The following is a 17,826-nucleotide window of genomic DNA, read 5'->3' on the forward strand; positions in this document are numbered from 1 at the left end:
CCGGGCCGATCGTTGCGCGGAACGGCGGTGCGGCGGCGATTCGTTGCACGCCCTCCCTTCCGGGCGCGGAAAGCGCGGTCACGGGGTGCCGTTCGTGCGGGTGAGGGTCAGAAGCAGGGCCGTCACCAAGTAGCGCTCGGCGAACACCGCGAACCCGGTCCGGCCGCGATTCGATGCAGACCCCCGCACAGACCCGCACAGACCCGTGACTACGGGGCGGTCTTCTCGCGCTGCGAGGAGCGGGTGACGGCCAGCAGGGCGGCCGTCATCAGGTACGGCGCGGCGGACACCGCGAACGCGGTGCCGTGGGTGGTCCGCGTGGCGACGGCCGCGTAGCCGGCGAAGACGACGATCGTGGCGAGTTCGGTGCCCAGGCCTGTGACCGACGTCAGGCCACAGCAGCAGCCGCCGGGAGACGGCCTCGGCCCAGGCCCCGGAGGGCACCTCCAGCAGGACGCCGGTGGCCGACCACAGGGCGAAGAGGGACGAGATCTGCCAGACGGACAGTCCGGTGTCGCTGAACAGCAGCGCGTACACCGGGTAGAGCAGGACGAAGTCGTCGAGGAACGCGTAGCCGTACAGCGTGGCCGTGAGCCGCCGGACGCCGGCGGGCGCGCGCACAGGGGTGCGTGTCATTTGGGCCTTCCCGCAGGGACGGATCGGATGCCGGGGGTACGGCGTCCGAGGCGGCCCTCGGGAGGCACGGCGGGGGGATCAATGGCGCCAGGTCATGTCACCGATGCTGGACAGGCCCGGCGCGCGCGTCCGCCGATCATCGCGGCGCCCTACGTCGGCGAACCCGACGAGAAGCGGCGAAGCAGCGGGGACAGCACCAGCACAGACTTGGTGCGCTCGACGAACGGCTCCCCGGCGATGCGCTCCAGGACCCGTTCGAAGTGCCGCATGTCGGAGGCGAAGACCTGCACGATCGCGTCCGCGTCGCCGGTGACGGTCGACGCGGCGACGACCTCCTGGTAGCGCTCCAGGCCCCGTCGGATGGTCTCCGGCGAGGTGTTGTGGCGGCAGTAGATCTCGACGAACCCCTCGGTCTCCCAGCCGAGGGCCGACGGATCCACCCGTACGGTGAAGCCGGTGATGGCCCCGGTGGCGCGCAGCCTGTCCACGCGCCGCTTCACGGCGGGCGCGGACAGGCCGACCGACTGCCCGATGTCCGCGTAGGAGCGGCGGGCGTCCTCGGCGAGGGCGTGCACGATGCGTTCGTCGAGTTCGTTCAGCACTGCGGGCGGTTCACTTCACTTCTGGCGCGGTGAGACGGGACGGCGGTGGCCGTACCGGAAGTAGAACACGAGCCCGACGTCCGCCGGACCCCCGGAGACCGCCCGGGTCCGGTTCAGTTCCAGCTGGCGTGCAGCGGCTTGCCCTCCGCGTAGCCGGCCGCGCTCTGGATGCCGACGACGGCCTTCTCGGCGAACTCCTCCAGGGAGCCGGCGCCGGCGTAGGTGCAGGAGGAGCGGAGGCCCGCGATGATCGAGTCGATCAGGTCCTCGACGCCCGGGCGGGCGGGGTCGAGGTACATGCGGGAGGTGGAGATGCCCTCCTCGAACAGCGCCTTGCGGGCGCGGTCGTACGCCGATTCCTCGGAGGTGCGGTTGCGCACCGCGCGGGAGGACGCCATGCCGAAGGACTCCTTGTAGAGCCGGCCGTCCGCGTCCTGCTGGAGGTCGCCCGGCGACTCGTACGTGCCCGCGAACCAGGAGCCGATCATCACGTTGGACGCTCCGGCGGCGAGCGCCATCGCCACGTCGCGCGGGTGGCGGACGCCGCCGTCGGCCCACACGTGCTTGCCGTACTTGCGCGCCTCGGCCGCGCACTCCAGCACCGCCGAGAACTGCGGCCGGCCGACGCCGGTCATCATGCGGGTGGTGCACATGGCGCCGGGGCCGACGCCGACCTTGACGATGTCCGCGCCGGCCTCAATCAGGTCGCGCACGCCCTCCGCGGCGACGACGTTGCCGGCCACCAGCGGCACCCGCGGGCCGAGGTCGCGCACCAGCTTGATCGCGCTGATCATCGACTCCTGGTGGCCGTGCGCGGTGTCGATGACGAGCGTGTCCACGCCCGCGTCGAGGAGCTGCTCGGCCTTGCCCGCCACGTCGCCGTTGATGCCGACCGCGGCCGCGACGCGCAGCTTGCCCCGCGCGTCGGTGGCCGGCGTGTACAGCGTGGCGCGCAGCGCGCCCTTGCGGGTGAGGATGCCGGCGAGGCGGCCGTCCGGGCCGACCACGGGGGCGTAGCGGCGGTTGGCCGCGTCGAGGGTGTTGAAGGCCTCGCGCGGATCGATGCCGTCCTCCAGGAGCAGCAGGTCCTTGGACATGACGACCGCGAGCTGGGTGAAGCGGTCGACGCCGGTCAGGTCCCGGTCGGTGACCACGCCGACGGGCCGGCCGCCCTCGTCGACGACCACACCGGCGTTGTGCGCGCGCTTCGGCAGCAGCGACAGCGCGTCCGCGACGGTCTGGTGCGGGGTGAGCACGATCGGGGTGTCCAGCACGAGGTGACGGCTCTTCACCCAGCCGACGACGTCGGTGACGACCTCGATCGGGATGTCCTGCGGGATGACCACCAGCCCGCCGCGCCGGGCGACCGTCTCCGCCATGCGGCGGCCGGCGATGGCGGTCATGTTGGCGACGACCAGCGGGATCGTGGTGCCCGTGCCGTCCGGGGAGCTGAGGTCGACGTCCTGCCGGGAACCGACCGCGCTGCGGCTCGGGACCATGAACACGTCGTCGTAGGTCAGGTCGTACGCGGGCTGGACGTCGTTGAGGAAACGCACGTGCTGCACATCCCAGTCGTTCAGAGGTGGCCCCCGGGCAGGTCAGCCAGGGGGAAGAGCACGTACTTCATTGTCCCATGGCGGCCGCCGTGCGCTGCCCGGTCGGATCGTCCGAGCAGGTGGGGGCGGGTCAGGAGGATCCTCCAAGGGCGAGCGCCACGGACAGCTCCGGCGCACGGTCCACCGCCTGCGCGAACACCTCCCGCGCGGTCCGCCACTCCGCGGGCCGTGCCTCGGCGTACGGCCGCCAGTTCCGCACGACGACCAGCAGCCCGCGCTCCGGTGCGCCCTCGGGCCAGACGGTGGGGTCGGAGAGACTGTCGACGAGGGCGTCCCAGTTGCGCCCGAACCAGTCGGGCAGGTCCAGCGCGCGGGCGCAGCGGTCCATCAGGCCCGCCTTGTCCGTGACGCCGTCGAGGTCCAGCGTGACGACGTGTTCCGTCATCTCAGCACCGTCCTGTGGGGGTTGTGGTGATCGCCGGTGTAGTAGATCCCGCCGCCGCGTCTCATGACAACGCGCCGGGCCCCGCGGTCGCGTGGGCCCGGCGCGTGACGAGGTGTGCCGGTCCTTGTGGGCCTGACGTGTCGTCAGGGGCCGTCGGGGTCGGTCCTGTTGAGGGCGGGCTTGGGCGGGGAGCCGGCCGTCATCAGGTAGTCCGCCGCCGAGGTGTCCGTCACCAGGCTGGTGACCAGCCCGGAGCGCAGCACCGCGTCGATCGCGGCCGCCTTGCGCTGCCCGCCTGCTATCGCGACCACCTCGGGGATGCGGCGGAGCTGGTCCGCCTTGACCGTGATGCACCGCTCGCCGAGGTCGCGTCCGATGCGGCGGCCCTCGGCGTCGAAGAGGTGCGCGGACATCTCGGCGGCGACGCCGAGCGAGGCGTAGTGCGCCCGCTCCTCGTCGCTGAGCATGTCGTGCACCGTGGAGATGCCGGGCTCCCAGGAGCCGATGGACACGCAGGCGACCGTGACCTTGTCGAAGTACTCGAAGGCCCGCGCGATCCCCGTCTGGTGGCGCAGCGCCGCCGCGGTCGCCGCGTCCGGCAGCAGCATCGGCGCGTAGATGGGGTGCGCGTCGCCGCCGGAGACCTGGGCGGCACGGCGCACGGCCTCCACCGAGCCGCGCTCGGCGGTCCCGGCGTCGTACACCCCGGTGAGCTGCACCACCGTGCACGGCGGCAGCCGGTCCAGGGCCGCGGCCATGTGGATGGTGGAGCGGCCCCAGGCGAGGCCGAGGATGTCGCCCTCGTTCACCAGTTCGCCGAGCAGGTCGGCGGCCACCTCGCCGAGGTTCTCCGGGTCCGGCGACTCCTGGGCCTCGGCGGGCGACTCCACCACGACGGCGTGCCTGAGGCCGTAGCGGGCGCGCAGCGCGTCCGAGCGCTCGGCGTCCAGCTCGGCCGGGACGCGGATCTCGATGCGTACGAGATCCCGTTCGAGGGCCGTCTCCAGGACCCGGGCCACCTTGAAGCGGCTGACGCCGAACTCCTCCGCGATCTGGATCTTGGACTTGCCCTCGAGGTAGAAGCGGCGGGCCATGGCCGCCGCCTGCACCAGCTCAGCGGGTCCCATCCGCACTGCTGACCGGCCCGCCGACATACCCGACACGGCGATCTCCTCACTGCTGTTCACACTCTGGATTCGCCGTTCATCCTGTCAGATCCGGCGCGGTCGATCCGCCCTGATGGACGGCGTTCACGTTCCCTTGGTTCAGTGGTCGGTTCAGTGGCCGCACGCCCACGACGCCTGCGCGGTCACCGCCTCGGCCCGCTCGCGCAGCGCACGGACCGCAGCGGACGGATCGGCCGCCCCGTACACCGCGGATCCCGCCACGAAGACGTCCGCGCCCGCCTCGGCGCAGCGCTCGATGGTGCCGTCCGAGACACCGCCGTCCACCTGGAGCCACAGCTCCAGACCGTGCTTGCTGATCAGCTCGCGGGTGCGGCGGATCTTCGGCAGCATGATGTCGAGGAACGCCTGGCCGCCGAAACCCGGCTCCACCGTCATGATCAACAGCATGTCGAGTTCGGGGAGGAGGTCCTCGTACGGCTCGATCGGCGTCGCGGGCCTGAGCGCCATGGAGGCACGGGCGCCCTTGGCCCGGATCTCGCGGGCGAGCCGGACCGGAGCGGTGGCCGCCTCGACGTGGAAGGTGACCGAACCGGCCCCCGCCTCGACGTACTGGGGCGCCCACCGGTCAGGTGCCTCGATCATCAGATGGCAGTCCAGCGGGGTGTCCGTCGCACGGGCCAGGGACTCCACGACCGGCACGCCGAGCGTGAGGTTCGGGACGAAATGGTTGTCCATGACGTCGACGTGGAGCCAGTCGGCTCCGTCGACCGCCTTCGCCTCGTCCGAGAGGCGGGCGAAGTCGGCGGACAGGATGCTGGGGTTGATCTGCACGGCCATGACCCAAGCCTGCCATGTCCGGGCACGTTTGTTCGCGCCGGTGCTGACGCAGGCCGTTTCCCGGGTGTGGTACCGCCTCGGCGCCCCGGGCGCCGGCCGCTCCGCCGGGGCGTCCCGGCACCCCCGGCCACGGACGGCCCGGCCCCGCTCACGGCCGGTGCGGAGCGGGCCGCGGGCGGTGCGGAGCGGGCGCGGGCGGGGCGGGTCAGCCGGTCTTGCGGATGAGCGCCAGGTACATGGCGTCGGTCCCGTGCCGGTGCGGCCACAGCTGCACGTCGGGACCGGCGCCGAGGTCCGGCACGCCGGGCAGCAGCGGGCGGGCGTCGACGAGTTCGGCGTCGGGGTGCTGCTTGAGCAGGTCGTCGACGACGGCCCTGGTCTCCGCGAGGTGCGGGGAGCAGGTCGCGTAGCCGACGATCCCGCCGACGCGCACGGACTCCAGCGCGGTGTCCAGCAGGGCGCGCTGCAGCGGCGCGAACCCGTCCAGATCCTCGGGACGGCGACGCCAGCGCGCCTCGGGCCGCCGCCTGAGGGCGCCGAGCCCGGTGCAGGGCACGTCCATCAGCACGCGGTCGAAGGAGCCTGAGCGCCACGGCGGCCGGGTCCCGTCCGCGGCGATCACCTGGTACGGCCCCGGGTTGCCGTGCAGCGCCCTGGCCACCAGCCCCGCCCGGTGCGGCTGCTTCTCGGCGGCGAGCAGCACGGCCCCGCGCTCGGCGGCGAGCGCTCCGAGCAGCGCGGCCTTGCCGCCGGGCCCGGCGCACCCGTCGAGCCACTTCTCGTCCCGCCCCTCCAGCGGCGCGTTGGCCAGGGCCAGCGCGACGAGCTGGCTGCCCTCGTCCTGCACGCCCGCGCGGCCCTCGCGTACGGCCTCGATCGCGCCGGGCTCGCCGCCCTCGGCCAGCCGCACGGCGTACGGCGACCAGCGCCCCGGCACGGCGGCCTCCTCCTGGAGCAGTTCCCCGGTCGTGGCCCGGCCGGGGCGCGCCACCAGGGTCACCTCGGGCCGCTCGTTGTCGGCCTCCAGCAGCTCCTCGATGTCGGCCCGGCCGCCGCCGAGCGAGTCCCAGAGCGCGGAGACCACCCAGCGCGGGTGCGAGTGCACGACGGCGAGGTGGTCCTCGGGGTCCTCGTCGTAGGGCGGGGCGACCTTCTCGATCCACCCGGCGAGGTCGTCCTGGGCGACCTTGCGCAGCACCGCGTTGACGAACTTGGCCCGCCCGTCGCCGAGCACCACGCGGGCGAGCTCGACGGAGGCGGAGACGGCGGCGTGCGTGGGGATCCGCGTCCCCAGCAGTTGGTGCACGCCGAGACTGAGCACGTCGAGCACCGGCGGGTCGACCTCCCTGAGGGGCCGGTCCACGCAGGCGGCGATGATCGCGTCGTACGTCCCCTGCCGGCGCAGCGTGCCGTACACCAGCTCGGTCGCGAGCGCCGCGTCCCGCCCGTCGAACCGGTCGGGCCCCTCCTTCTCCCGCGCCTTGCGCAGCAGGGGCGGGAGGACGAGGTTGGCGTACGCGTCCCGCTCGTCCACGGCCCGCAGCGCCTCGAAGGCGAGGATGCGGACGGGGTCCTTCTTGGGCCGGCGGTAGGGCTTGCGGGGGCGGCGGGGCTGGTCGCTCACGAAAAAGGTGCTCCGGATGTCAGGCGGGAATACCCGTCAAGCGTACGTCGGCCCGGGTGCCCCACCTCGCCTTCCCCGCCCTGTTCGCCTCGCCGTTGCCCGCCTTGAGGGTGCCGGGAGCTCGCCGTTGCTCGCCTTGGGAGTGCCGGGACCTCGCCGTTCCCCGTCTTCGTGCTAGCCGCCGAGGGTCTCGCCGTCGGCGATGCGCACGCCGCGCGCCCAGTCCGCGGCCCGCATCGGCTTCTTGCCCTGCGCCTGCACCCACAGCAGCTCGACGGCGTAGGAGCCGGTACCGACGTGGACGCTGTTCTTGCCGACGGACGGCTGTCCCGGCACGAGGTCGGTGCGCTCCGGCACCGGCCTGACCTGCGTGATCTTCAGCCGCTCGCCGCGGAACGTGGTCCAGGCGCCGGGCGCCGGGGTGCATCCGCGCACGACCCGGTCGACCCTGAGCGCCGGGGCCGCCCAGTCGATCCGGGCGTCCTCGACGGTGATCTTCGGGGCGAGGGTGACGCCCTCCGCGGGCTGCGGCACGGCCTTGAGAGTGCCGTCCTCGATGCCGTCCATGGTCGCGACGAGCAGTCCCGCTCCGGCGAAGGCGAGCCGGGTCAGCAGGTCACCGCTGGTGTCGGTGGGCCGGACCTCCTCGGTGACCGTCCCGTAGACGGGCCCGGAGTCGAGGCCCTCCTCGATGAGGAAGGTGGAGGCGCCGGTGATCTCGTCCCCGGCCATGAGGGCGTGCTGCACGGGCGCGGCGCCCCGCCAGGCGGGCAGCAGCGAGAAGTGCAGGTTGACCCAGCCGTGCACGGGGATGTCGAGCGCGACGCGCGGCAGCAGGGCCCCGTAGGCGACGACGGGACAGCAGTCCGGGCCGATCTCCCGCAGCCGCTCCAGGAATTCGGGTTCCCGTGGCTTGGCCGGCTTCAGCACCTCGATGCCGGCCTCCGCCGCCCGCTCGGCGACGGGCGACGCCACCAGCCTGCGTCCCCGCCCGGCCGGCGCGTCGGGCCGCGTGACGACGGCGGCCACCTCGTGCCGCCCGGAGTTGATCAGGGCGTCCAGAGCGGGAACGGCGACCTCGGGGGTACCGGCGAAGACGAGCTTCATGGGTGGGTTCGGGCCTCTCCGGACGGTGACGACGGCGGCCACCAAGTCTATGGCCCACCACCGCGACCCGCCGCCGAGGAGGCCCGCGGGCATGGAGCCCCCTCACAGAGCCGTCTCGCGGAGCCGCCTGCCGGACCCGCACGCCGGACCCGTTTGCCGGACCCGTTTGCCGGACCCGTCCGCCGGCCGCGGCGCTCCCGGTCACGGGGGCGTACGCATATGCCCGTACGCCCCCGATGCGTGACCTGCGGCGCTGATCGGCGTTGGTCAAGGAAGAGTTGACCCCCAAGGGCCGCACATCGCGCTGCCCGATCCGTTTCAACGCCGGTTCGAGAGGCTTGTTCATGGCCGACCACGCAACTCACGACGCCCAGGCTCGGGCCAGCCTGCAATTGCTGGTGCGGGACATCGAGCGGGTCCGCCGGCAGGTGGACGCACTGCGCACGCTCACCGCCCAGTTGGGCAACGTCTACCGCCCGCGCCGCTCCGGCCCCGCCACGGGCTTCGTCGTCTACGGGCGCGCCCCCGCCCCGACGGTCCGCCTCGCGCAGGAACTCCGCGACAGCGTCGAGACCCTGGTCACGGCCGCGGTCGACTTCGACCGCTCACTCGGCTTCTCGTGGGACGCGGTGGGCTCCGCCCTCGGCGTCACCAAGCAGGCGGTGCACCGCCGTTACGGTGCGCGCCGCGCGGGGGCCCAGGCGTCCGCCGAGGGCGAGCGGACCACCGAGCCGTCCGGCAGCCGGACGGTCGGCGTCAACTCCGGCGTCAATTCAGGCATCCCGACGGTCCCCGCCGCCCGTTCCATGCCGTCGCAGCCGACGGCGGGCAGCCCCGGCCTGCGCGACGGCGCCAGGCCGACGGCCTTCCCCGGCCCACGCAACGGCTGAGCCGCCGTCCGCTCCCCTCCCCCTGCCCTTCCCGGCCCTCCCGGCGTCCCCGGGAGGGCGGCTCCCCCCGGCGCGGACCACACAGGCTCCGGACCACACCGCTCCAGCCTGACTCGGCGGCTCCTCCCGCCCGGCTCCCCACCCGGCTCCCCGACCGGGCCCGTCCGGACGCCGAGCGTCGGCCCCCGCCCGAGCCCCGCGCGTCACCTCACCCGCGCGTCGTCCGCGCGTCACCCGATGTCCGGCGGATCGATCCGGACCCGTACCGGCGCCTCCCCGCCGCCCCGCGCCATCCGTGCCGCCTGCGCGGCCTTCAGCGCGGCGGCCAGGGCGGGCCCGCTGCCCGGCGGCACCCTCACGAGCGCGCGCTCCCAGAGCTCGCCGGGAGGCGGCGCACCCGTCCTGCGGGGGCGTCCGGGCGGCGTGACCGGCAGCGGCACCGGCCCCAGCACCTCCGCCTCGGGCGGCAGTCGCACCGTGGACAGGTAGTCCGCGACCGCCTCCGGCACCCCCGACACGGCCGCCATCCGGGACACCGGCGGGAAGCCCAGCTCGGCCCGCTCGGCGAGCTCCCGCACCGCGTGCCCGACGGGATCCCAGCGCACCAGGGCCTGCACGGGCCGGAGCGTCGGCTCGGCGACCACCACGACCGTCCCCCCGGCGCCGTGCGGACGGACGAGCGCCGCCGCCCCGATCCACCGCCGGAGCGCGTCCTCGCCGGCCCGCAGATCCGGCCGCCCGAGCATGGCCCAGCCGTCCAGCAGCAGGGCCGCCGCATAGCCGCCGTCGGCGACGGGCTCGGCCCCCGGCGTGCTCACCACCAGCGCGGGCGTGTCCGGGACGGTGTCCAGCACCTGCTCGCGGCCCGAGGTGCGCACCGGCACCGCCGGGAACGCCCGCCCCAGCTCCTCGGCGGTCCGCCGCGCCCCCACCACCTGGGCCCGCAGCCGGAACGACCCGCACTCCGGACAGTGCCAGGCACCCTCCGCGCGCCCGCACCACCCGCACCGCAGCGCCGCCCCCGACTCCTGCCCCTCCAGCGGTCCGGAGCAGTGCCGGCACCGAGCGGGCGCCCGGCATCCGGCGCACGCCATCCGCGGCACGTATCCCCGCCGCGGCACCTGCACCAGCACGGGCCCGTGCCGCAGGCCCTCCCTGACGGCCTGCCAGGCGAGCGTCGGCAGCCGGGCGGCGCGCGCCGCCTCGTCCCGGGCGAGGTCCCCGTCACCGACGGTCCGCACGAGCGGCGCGGCGGCCCGCACCTGCTCACGGGCGGCGACGAGCGGCCGCGCCCAGCCCGTCTCGACGAGCTGCGCGGCCTCCACGGTGCAGCTCCAACCGCCCAGCAGAAAGCCGCACTTGTCGTGCGCGGCCCGCAGCAGCAGTACCTCCCGGGCATGCGGCTGCGGCGCGTGCGGCTCACTGTGGCTGTCGTCGCCGTCGTCCCAGACGGCGACCAGCCCCAGGTCCCGCACCGGCGCGAACATCGCGGCCCGCGTGCCCACGACGGCCCGCACGGAGCCCCGTCGCACGGCCAGCCACTCCCGGTAGCGCTTCTCGGGCCCGGCGTCGGCGGTGAGCACCGCGTGCCGCCCCGCACCCAGCAGCGCGGTCAGCGCCGCGTCGACCCGGGCGACCGCCCGCCCGTCGGGCAGGACGACGAGCGCCCCGCGCCCGGACGCCAGCGTCGCCGCCACGGCCCTCGCCAGCTCCTCGCTCCACTCGGGACCGGGCAACGCGTTCCACACGGCGCGCGGTGAGCCCCCGGAGGCCAGTGACCGGAGAAACCCGGGTCCCCGCTCGTAGCGCGTCCAGGATCCCGCCTCCGGCGCGCCGGGCGGCGGCAGCGGCTCGGGCGAGGGCCGCTGCTCGGCCCGCGCGCTGCGCGGCGGCACGGCCAGCTGCAGCACGTCGGCGAGGCTCCCCGCGTACCGGTCGGCGACGGCCCGGGCGAGCCCGAGCAGTTCCTCGCTCAGCACCCGCTCCGGCGAGACGACCTGGGCCAGCGCGGCGAGCGGCCCGGAGTAGTCGGACTCGGCACGCCGCTCGACGAGGAACCCGTCGATCAGCCCGCCGCCCTCGCGGCGGCCTTCGCGCACCCGGTGCCGCCCGGCCCCGAACCGCACCCGCACCCGCACCCCGGGCTGCGCGTCGGCGTCCAGCTCCTCGGGGACGGCGTAGTCGAAGTAGCGGTCGAGATGCAGCACACCCTTGTCGACCAGCACCCGCGCGACGGGCAGCTCCCCGGCCAGCGCGGCCCCCCGCCAGGTCCGCGGCTTGGCCCGCGGTTCCCTGGCCCTGCGCACGCTCTCGCGGATCAGCGCGAGCTGCTCGGGCGGCGCCGACCGCGCCTCGTCGCCCTGCCCGTTCTCGCTGCTCACGCTTGCATTCTTACCAAACGCCACTGACAACCGCCGCGCGTCCGGGATGCCCGGGGGCGCTCCCCGACTCCCGGGACGCCCTGGACGCCGCGACTCACGGGACGCCCGGCGGCCGCCGTCACCGCGGGCCGACGTCGGGCCCGCCCCGGATGCAGCGAGCCGGCCTCAGACCCGCCCCGGACACAGCGAGCCGGCGTCATGCCCCGCCCCGGGACATGAAGACGCCCCCGGGCTCCGCAGAAGCTCGGGGGCACTTCTGGCACGCCGGCGTGGGCGCTTACAGGCCGGCGGCCTGCCGCAGCGCGTCCACGCGGTCCGTCCGCTCCCAGGTGAAGTCCGGCAGCTCACGGCCGAAGTGGCCGTATGCCGCGGTCTGGGCGTAGATCGGACGGAGCAGGTCGAGGTCGCGGATGATCGCGGCGGGGCGGAGGTCGAAGACCTCGTCGATGGCCTTCTCGATCTTCTCGTGGTCGATCTTGGCGGTGCCGAAGGTCTCGACGAACAGGCCGACCGGCTCGGCCTTGCCGATCGCGTACGCGACCTGCACCTCGCAGCGGGAGGCCAGGCCGGCCGCCACGACGTTCTTCGCCACCCAGCGCATCGCGTACGCGGCCGAGCGGTCCACCTTGGACGGGTCCTTGCCCGAGAAGGCGCCGCCGCCGTGGCGGGCCATGCCGCCGTACGTGTCGATGATGATCTTGCGGCCGGTGAGGCCGGCGTCGCCCATCGGGCCGCCGATCTCGAAGCGGCCGGTCGGGTTGACCAGCAGGCGGTAGTTCTCGGTGTCGAGCTTGATGCCCTCGTCCAGGAGCGCCTTCAGCTCGGGCTCGACGACGAACTCGCGGATGTCGGGCGCCAGGAGGGAGTCCAGGTCGATGTCGCTCGCGTGCTGCGAGGAGACCACGACCGTGTCCAGGCGGACCGCCTTGTCGCCGTCGTACTCGATGGTGACCTGCGTCTTGCCGTCCGGGCGCAGGTAGGGGATGGTGCCGTTCTTGCGGACGTCGGACAGGCGCTTCGACAGGCGGTGGGCCAGGAAGATCGGCAGCGGCATCAGGGTCGGCGTCTCGTCGCTCGCGTAGCCGAACATCAGGCCCTGGTCGCCGGCGCCCTGGCGGTCGAGTTCGTCGTCGTCGCCCTCGACACGGGTCTCGTACGCCGTGTCGACGCCCTGCGCGATGTCCGGGGACTGGGCGCCGATGGACACCGAGACGCCGCAGGAGGCTCCGTCGAAGCCCTTCTTGGAGGAGTCGTAGCCGATCTCGAGGATCTTGTTGCGGACGAGGGTCGCGATGTCCGCGTAGGTCTTGGTCGTGACCTCTCCGGCCACGTGCACCAGGCCGGTGGTGATCAGCGTCTCGACGGCGACCCGGGAGGTCGGGTCCTCGCGCAGGAGCGCGTCGAGAATGGTGTCGCTGATCTGGTCAGCGATCTTGTCGGGGTGACCCTCGGTCACGGACTCCGAGGTGAACAGGCGACGGGACACAACGCTCCCTGGGGTTGCAGCGGCTGCTGGCTGATCATTGGCGGACGCGCCCGGGGGCTGCGCCCGACGTCGTCCGAGAACAGTTTATCGGTCACACCTGGCCACCGGCCCCCCTGTCTCGCCTCTCGGGAGCGCTGTGACCTGCGGCACGGGCATTCTGCCCAATCACCCGGGGGCTTGGCCAGGGGCGCCGCACCCCCCGAGTGCGTGGTTCGAACGGACCGGGAAGTGAATGAAGCACTCAGTGCAGGCGCTGCGCCACCAGGTCCCACACGATTTCGGCCAGGGCCTCCTTGGGGCCGTACGGCACGGGCGTCTCGCTGCCGTCGGCGCCGAGCACCACGGCCTCGTTCTCCTCGGATCCGAACGTCTTGCGCTCCCCCACCTCGTTCACCACGAGCAGGTCGCAGCCCTTGCGGACCAGCTTGGCTCGGCCGTTGGCGAGGACGTCGTCGGTCTCGGCGGCGAAGCCGACGATCACCTGTCCGGCCCGCGCCCGGTCGGCGGACACCTCCGCGAGGATGTCCGGATTCCGTACCAGGACGACGGGCTCGGGGTCCCGGCCGTCCTGCTTCTTTATCTTCCCGGCCGCGTACTCGGCCGGGCGGAAGTCGGCGACCGCGGCGGCCATCACGACGGCGTCGGCGTCCGCCGCCGCCTTCAGCACCGCCTCGCGCAGCTGCACCGCGGTGCCGGCCCGGACGACGTCCACGCCCGCCGGGTCGGGCAGGCCGGTGTTGGCCGCGACCAGCGTGACCCGGGCGCCGCGCGCGGCGGCGGTGCGGGCGAGGGCGTAGCCCTGCTTGCCGGAGGAACGGTTGCCGAGGAAGCGGACCGGGTCGAGGGGCTCGCGGGTGCCGCCCGCGCTGACCACGACGTGCCGGCCGGCGAGATCCGGCTCCCGCGCTCCCCTGGCGAGCACCCGGCGGCAGACCTCGAAGATCTCGGCCGGGTCGGGCAGCCGTCCCTTGCCGGTGTCCACGCCGGTCAGCCGGCCGACGGCCGGCTCGATGACGACGGCGCCGCGGCGGCGCAGTGTCGCCACGTTCTCCTGGGTGGCCGGGTGCTCCCACATCTCGGTGTGCATCGCGGGGGCGAAGACCACCGGGCAGCGGGCCGTGAGGAGGGTGTTGGTGAGCAGGTCGTCGGCGAGGCCATGGGCCGCCCTGGCGAGCGTGTCGGCGGTGGCGGGGGCGACCACCACCAGATCGGCCTGCTGGCCGATGCGCACGTGGGGCACCTCGTGGACGTCGTCCCAGACCTCCGTGGCGACGGGGTGCCCGGACAGCGCGGACCAGGTCGCGGCGCCGACGAAGTGCAGCGCGGAGGCGGTGGGCACGACGCGCACGTCGTGTCCCGACTCCGTCAGCCTCCGCAGCAGCTCACAGGCCTTGTACGCGGCGATGCCACCGCTGACCCCCAGAACGACCTTCGGCTTGTCCACCGTCTCTCCCCGGCCTCGGAAACGTACGTCTCACGTACGCCTTACATGCTGCATCACGCCGCGGGGGCGACCCCCGCACCCCCGAGCAGACCACAGGCCCGGCGGACGTGCCGCCGGGCCTGTGGAAAAGCCAACCGCGAAGCTGCTGATATTACTGCGCCGGGCCCTCGATGGCCTCGGACGTCAGCAGACCCGCGTTGATCTCGCGCAGGGCGATCGAGAGCGGCTTCTCGTGCACGTGGGTGTCGACGAGCGGACCGACGTACTCGAGGAGGCCCTCGCCGAGCTGCGAGTAGTACGCGTTGATCTGGCGGGCCCGCTTGGCCGCGTAGATCACGAGGCTGTACTTCGAGTCGGTGGCCTCGAGGAGCTCGTCGATCGGCGGGTTGATGATGCCCTCGGGCGCGGAGATGGAAGAGGACACGCTCTACCTTCCGATGGGTGGGAAAGAAATGTGCGGTGACCGAAGCCGGTCAGACCACATCCATCAAGGCTAGCAGCTCGCGCGCCACGTCCTCGACGGAGGTGTTGACCAGGGTCGTGTCGAACTCCGGCTCGGCCGCCAGCTCGATCTTCGCGGCGGACAGCCGGCGCTCGATCACCTCGGGCGGCTCGGTGCCCCGCCCGGTGAGCCTGCGCACCAGCTCGTCCCAGGAGGGAGGAGCCAGGAACACCAACCGGCCCTCGGGCATGGTCTCGCGGACCTGCCGGGCGCCCTGGAGATCGATCTCCAGCAGGACCGGGACCCCGGACTCCAGGTGCTCCAGCACGGCCGCGCGCGGCGTGCCGTAACGGTTGCCGGCGAACTCGGCCCACTCCAGCAGCTCGCCGTTGGCGATCAGCTTGTCCATCTCGTCGTCGGTGACGAAGAAGTAGTGGACACCGTGCCGCTCGCCGGGGCGGGGCTTGCGGGTCGTCGCCGACACCGAGAGCCAGACCTCGGGGTGTTCCTTGCGCATATGGGCGACGACCGTGCTCTTGCCGACCCCGGAGGGGCCGGAGAGCACGGTCAGCCGCGGACGTTCGCTCATGCAGCGATTATCCAGTACTCGCGGTGTGCCCGGGACTCCAGGTCCGCAGCACCCGGACTCAGGAGCCGGTGCTGCCGAACTCGCGCTCCAGGGAGGCGATCTGGTTGGACCCGAGACCCCGCACACGGCGGCTCTCGGAGATGCCGAGTCGCTCCATGATCTGCTTGGCGCGGACCTTGCCCACGCCCGGGAGGGACTCGAGCAGGGCGGAGACCTTCATCTTGCCGATGACGTCGTTCTCCTGGCCCTGCTTGATGACCTCGTGCAGGGAGGCGCCGGAGTGCTTGAGTCGATTCTTGACCTCGGCCCGCTCCCGGCGAGCCGCGGCGGCCTTTTCGAGCGCGGCTGCGCGCTGTTCAGGGGTAAGGGGCGGAAGAGCCACGCCTACGTCACCTCGGATGTCGAACTGTCGGATACGGACCGGTGAGGAACCTAGTCGCCCCACACCTGGGGAGCCGCGAGCAACACGCTGCCCGTTCTCCCCCACTGGTTGGAGGGCGTGGGTGCCGCCCTCACTCGTCGGAGACTAGCGGGCAAGTCCGCCGGAGTCAGCGAGAACAGCGGAAAAGTCCTGGTCAGCCTCCGCCAGGGCGGACATTTAGGACATAATGCCCCGGATTTGAGCATGTATTCAGACTCAAGCGGGCCCGCGCACGGCGGCCGGAGGGCTCGGACGGGCGGCTCGAGCCCCTCTGACGCCCGTCACGAAAGCCTCACGCGCCGGCCAGCGCGGCGCGGATCTCCTCCGCGAAACGCTCGGCCGCCGAGCGCAGCGAGCCGACGTCGGGACCCTGCCGCAGCACGCCCCTGCTGACGTTCGGGACGACGTTGCGGATCGCGCTGCCGAAGACCCGGGGCAGATCGGCCGGCGTGGCCCCCTGGGCGCCGACGCCGGGCGCCAGCAGCGGACCGTTGATGTCGAGGTCGTACAGCGACAGGTCGCCCAGCGTGGCGCCCACGACCGCCCCGAAGGACCCCAGGGGCTCCTCCCCCACGTTCTCGGCGGCCAGGTGGGCCAGCATCGTCGCGCCGACGTCCCGCCCGTCCGCGCGGACCGCGTGCTGCACCTCGCCGCCCTCCGGGTTCGAGGTCAGCGCCAGCACGAACAGGCCCGTGCCGCTCTCCCGCGCCAGCGCGACCGCTGGGCTGAGCGAGCCGTAGCCGAGGTACGGGGAGACGGTCAGCGCGTCGGAGAACAGCGGTGAGTCCTTGCGCAGGAACGACTCGGCGTAGGCGGCCATGGTCGAGCCGATGTCGCCGCGCTTGGCGTCCATGACGACGAGCGCGCCGGCGGCCCGCGCCTCCTCGACCGTCTTCTCCAGGACGGCGACGCCGCGGGACCCGAAGCGCTCGAAGAACGCGCTCTGCGGCTTCAGCACGGCAATCCGGTCGGCCAGCGCCTCGACCACCGTGCGGCTGAACCGCTCCAGGCCGGCCACGTCGTCGTTCAGGCCCCACTCGGTGAGCAGGGAGGCGTGCGGGTCGATGCCGACGCACAGCGGGCCCCGCTCGTCCATCGCGCGGCGCAGCCGGGCGCCGAAGGGTTCCAGGGTCATGCGGACCTCCTCACGTCGGCGCCGACCGCGTCGGCGAGGGTGGCGTACGGGCTCGTCCGCAGCCGGGCGGCGAGGCCCTTGTGGACGGCGCGGCTCCAGAACGGGCCCTCGTAGACGAAGGCGCTGTAGCCCTGTACCAGCGTGGCACCGGCCAGGATGCGCTGCCAGGCGTCCTCGGCCGTCTCGACGCCGCCGACGCCGACGAGCGTGATGCGGTCGCCCACGCGCGCGTACAGGCGGCGCAGCACCTCCAGGGAGCGGGCCTTCAGCGGTGCGCCGGACAGGCCGCCGGTCTCCTTCACCAGCGAGGGCGGGGAGGTCAGACCGAGTCCTTCGCGCGCGATGGTGGTGTTCGTGGCGATGATGCCGTCCAGGCCGAGGTCGACGGCCAGGTCGGCCACCGCGTCGATGTCCTCGTCGGCGAGGTCGGGGGCGATCTTCACCAGCAGCGGCACGCGCCGGGCGGGGACCGCGCGGTCGGCGGCCTCGCGGACGGCGGTCAGCAGCGGCCGCAGCGCCTCGGTCGCCTGGAGGTTGCGCAGGCCGGGCGTGTTCGGGGACGACACGTTCACGACCAGGTAGTCGGCGTACGGCGCCAGCCGCTCGGCCGACTTCACGTAGTCGTCGGCCGCCTCGGCCTCCGGCACCACCTTTGTCTTGCCGATGTTGACGCCCACGACGGTCCGGAAAACCGGGTTGCGGGAGGCGAGGCGGGCGGCGACGGCCAGCGAGCCCTCGTTGTTGAAGCCCATGCGGTTGATCAGCGCGCGGTCCGGCACCAGGCGGAACAGGCGCTTCCTGGGGTTGCCGGGCTGGGCCTCGCCGGTCACCGTGCCGATCTCGACGTGGTCGAAGCCGAGCATCGCCAGGCCGTCGATGCCGACCGCGTTCTTGTCGAAGCCGGCGGCTAGCCCGAACGGGCCGTGCATCCGCAGGCCGAACGCCTCCGTGCGCAGCTCCTTGTGGCGGGGCGCGAGGGCGGCCGCGACGAAGGTACGGAGCACCGGGACGCGGGCGGCCAGCCGGATCCAGCGGAAGGCGAGGTGGTGGGCCCGCTCGGGGTCCATCCGTCGGAAGAGCAGACGGAAGAAAAGCTTGTACATG

At 73.4% G+C, this 17,826-nt stretch carries 16 protein-coding genes and 2 pseudogenes; 1 reads left to right on the forward strand and 17 read right to left on the reverse strand.

Annotated features, from left to right (window positions below; all coding sequences use genetic code 11):
- Nucleotides 1–393 precede the first annotated feature (393 nt).
- From ACZ5GT_RS25450 to fmt, 9 genes and pseudogenes are all read right to left on the reverse strand, one after another.
- Nucleotides 394–636: pseudogene (locus tag ACZ5GT_RS25450) on the reverse strand (MFS transporter); the annotation flags it as partial.
- A gap of 149 nt (nt 637–785) precedes the next feature.
- Nucleotides 786–1,238: an Lrp/AsnC family transcriptional regulator gene (locus ACZ5GT_RS25455; RefSeq protein ID WP_351884364.1), complete on the reverse strand. Its 453-nt coding sequence runs from the start codon at nt 1,236–1,238 to the stop codon at nt 786–788.
- Nucleotides 1,239–1,351: 113 nt separating this feature from the next.
- Nucleotides 1,352–2,794 carry a GuaB1 family IMP dehydrogenase-related protein gene (locus ACZ5GT_RS25460; RefSeq protein WP_469030650.1) on the reverse strand — a complete coding sequence of 481 codons (1,443 nt, stop codon included), beginning with the start codon at nt 2,792–2,794 and terminating at the stop codon, nt 1,352–1,354.
- A 130-nt stretch (nt 2,795–2,924) separates the two neighbouring features.
- A complete protein-coding gene (locus ACZ5GT_RS25465; RefSeq protein ID WP_469030556.1) occupies nt 2,925–3,239 on the reverse strand; it encodes a barstar family protein in 315 nt (104 codons plus the stop codon).
- Nucleotides 3,236–3,340 (reverse strand): annotated as a pseudogene (locus tag ACZ5GT_RS25470) (guanyl-specific ribonuclease); the annotation flags it as partial. The gene ACZ5GT_RS25465 and the pseudogene ACZ5GT_RS25470, both read right to left, overlap by 4 nt.
- Before the next feature lie 42 nt (nt 3,341–3,382).
- Nucleotides 3,383–4,426, reverse strand: coding sequence for a sugar-binding transcriptional regulator (locus ACZ5GT_RS25475; protein WP_469030559.1), 1,044 nt, complete (start codon nt 4,424–4,426; stop codon nt 3,383–3,385).
- A gap of 90 nt (nt 4,427–4,516) precedes the next feature.
- Nucleotides 4,517–5,203: a ribulose-phosphate 3-epimerase gene (gene rpe / locus ACZ5GT_RS25480; RefSeq protein WP_469030562.1), complete on the reverse strand. Its 687-nt coding sequence runs from the start codon at nt 5,201–5,203 to the stop codon at nt 4,517–4,519.
- Between the two features lie 205 nt (nt 5,204–5,408).
- Nucleotides 5,409–6,827, reverse strand: coding sequence for an RsmB/NOP family class I SAM-dependent RNA methyltransferase (locus ACZ5GT_RS25485; RefSeq protein WP_469030569.1), 1,419 nt, complete (start codon nt 6,825–6,827; stop codon nt 5,409–5,411).
- Nucleotides 6,828–7,001: 174 nt separating this feature from the next.
- Entirely contained in the window at nt 7,002–7,934 is a 933-nt protein-coding gene (gene fmt / locus ACZ5GT_RS25490; protein ID WP_469030572.1) for a methionyl-tRNA formyltransferase, read from the reverse strand.
- Nucleotides 7,935–8,278: 344 nt separating this feature from the next.
- Between fmt and ACZ5GT_RS25495 the strand changes: the two genes are divergently transcribed.
- Nucleotides 8,279–8,824, forward strand: coding sequence for a hypothetical protein (locus tag ACZ5GT_RS25495; RefSeq protein ID WP_469030575.1), 546 nt, complete (start codon nt 8,279–8,281; stop codon nt 8,822–8,824).
- A 230-nt stretch (nt 8,825–9,054) separates the two neighbouring features.
- On the opposite strand, the gene ACZ5GT_RS25500 is transcribed toward ACZ5GT_RS25495, so the two are convergent.
- From ACZ5GT_RS25500 to ACZ5GT_RS25535, 8 genes are all read right to left on the reverse strand, one after another.
- Nucleotides 9,055–11,205, reverse strand: coding sequence for a primosomal protein N' (locus ACZ5GT_RS25500; protein ID WP_469030580.1), 2,151 nt, complete (start codon nt 11,203–11,205; stop codon nt 9,055–9,057).
- A gap of 277 nt (nt 11,206–11,482) precedes the next feature.
- On the reverse strand, nt 11,483–12,691 hold the full coding sequence (gene metK, locus ACZ5GT_RS25505) for a methionine adenosyltransferase (protein ID WP_469030585.1): 1,209 nt from the start codon (nt 12,689–12,691) through the stop codon (nt 11,483–11,485).
- Between the two features lie 241 nt (nt 12,692–12,932).
- The gene (coaBC, locus tag ACZ5GT_RS25510) at nt 12,933–14,135 is read right to left on the reverse strand and encodes a bifunctional phosphopantothenoylcysteine decarboxylase/phosphopantothenate--cysteine ligase CoaBC (protein ID WP_469030590.1); all 1,203 of its coding nucleotides are present in this window, start codon (nt 14,133–14,135) and stop codon (nt 12,933–12,935) included.
- 151 nt (nt 14,136–14,286) lie between these two features.
- Nucleotides 14,287–14,559, reverse strand: a complete 273-nt coding sequence (rpoZ, locus tag ACZ5GT_RS25515) for a DNA-directed RNA polymerase subunit omega (RefSeq protein WP_003977348.1) — start codon at nt 14,557–14,559, stop codon at nt 14,287–14,289.
- A 49-nt stretch (nt 14,560–14,608) separates the two neighbouring features.
- Nucleotides 14,609–15,166 carry a guanylate kinase gene (gene gmk / locus ACZ5GT_RS25520; protein WP_469030595.1) on the reverse strand — a complete coding sequence of 186 codons (558 nt, stop codon included), beginning with the start codon at nt 15,164–15,166 and terminating at the stop codon, nt 14,609–14,611.
- Nucleotides 15,167–15,224: 58 nt separating this feature from the next.
- Entirely contained in the window at nt 15,225–15,548 is a 324-nt protein-coding gene (locus ACZ5GT_RS25525; RefSeq protein WP_003977346.1) for an integration host factor, read from the reverse strand.
- A 331-nt stretch (nt 15,549–15,879) separates the two neighbouring features.
- A complete protein-coding gene (gene pyrF, locus ACZ5GT_RS25530) occupies nt 15,880–16,722 on the reverse strand; it encodes an orotidine-5'-phosphate decarboxylase (protein ID WP_469030600.1) in 843 nt (280 codons plus the stop codon).
- Nucleotides 16,719–17,825 (reverse strand): quinone-dependent dihydroorotate dehydrogenase, encoded by a 1,107-nt coding sequence (locus ACZ5GT_RS25535; protein WP_469030603.1) that lies wholly within the window; start codon nt 17,823–17,825, stop codon nt 16,719–16,721. The genes pyrF and ACZ5GT_RS25535 overlap by 4 nt, the downstream gene beginning before the upstream one ends.
- Nucleotide 17,826 lies beyond the last annotated feature (1 nt).

The organism is Streptomyces sp. NPDC031340, from assembly GCF_055569945.1.

Coding starts and splice junctions, on each gene's coding strand:
- ACZ5GT_RS25465 (WP_469030556.1), bottom strand. CDS start 3,239: ATGACGGAACACGTCGTCACGCTGGACCTCGACGGCGTCACGGACAAG.
- rpe (WP_469030562.1), bottom strand. CDS start 5,203: ATGGCCGTGCAGATCAACCCCAGCATCCTGTCCGCCGACTTCGCCCGC.
- fmt (WP_469030572.1), bottom strand. CDS start 7,934: ATGAAGCTCGTCTTCGCCGGTACCCCCGAGGTCGCCGTTCCCGCTCTG.
- ACZ5GT_RS25495 (WP_469030575.1), top strand. CDS start 8,279: ATGGCCGACCACGCAACTCACGACGCCCAGGCTCGGGCCAGCCTGCAA.
- gmk (WP_469030595.1), bottom strand. CDS start 15,166: ATGAGCGAACGTCCGCGGCTGACCGTGCTCTCCGGCCCCTCCGGGGTC.
- pyrF (WP_469030600.1), bottom strand. CDS start 16,722: ATGACCCTGGAACCCTTCGGCGCCCGGCTGCGCCGCGCGATGGACGAG.
- ACZ5GT_RS25535 (WP_469030603.1), bottom strand. CDS start 17,825: ATGTACAAGCTTTTCTTCCGTCTGCTCTTCCGACGGATGGACCCCGAG.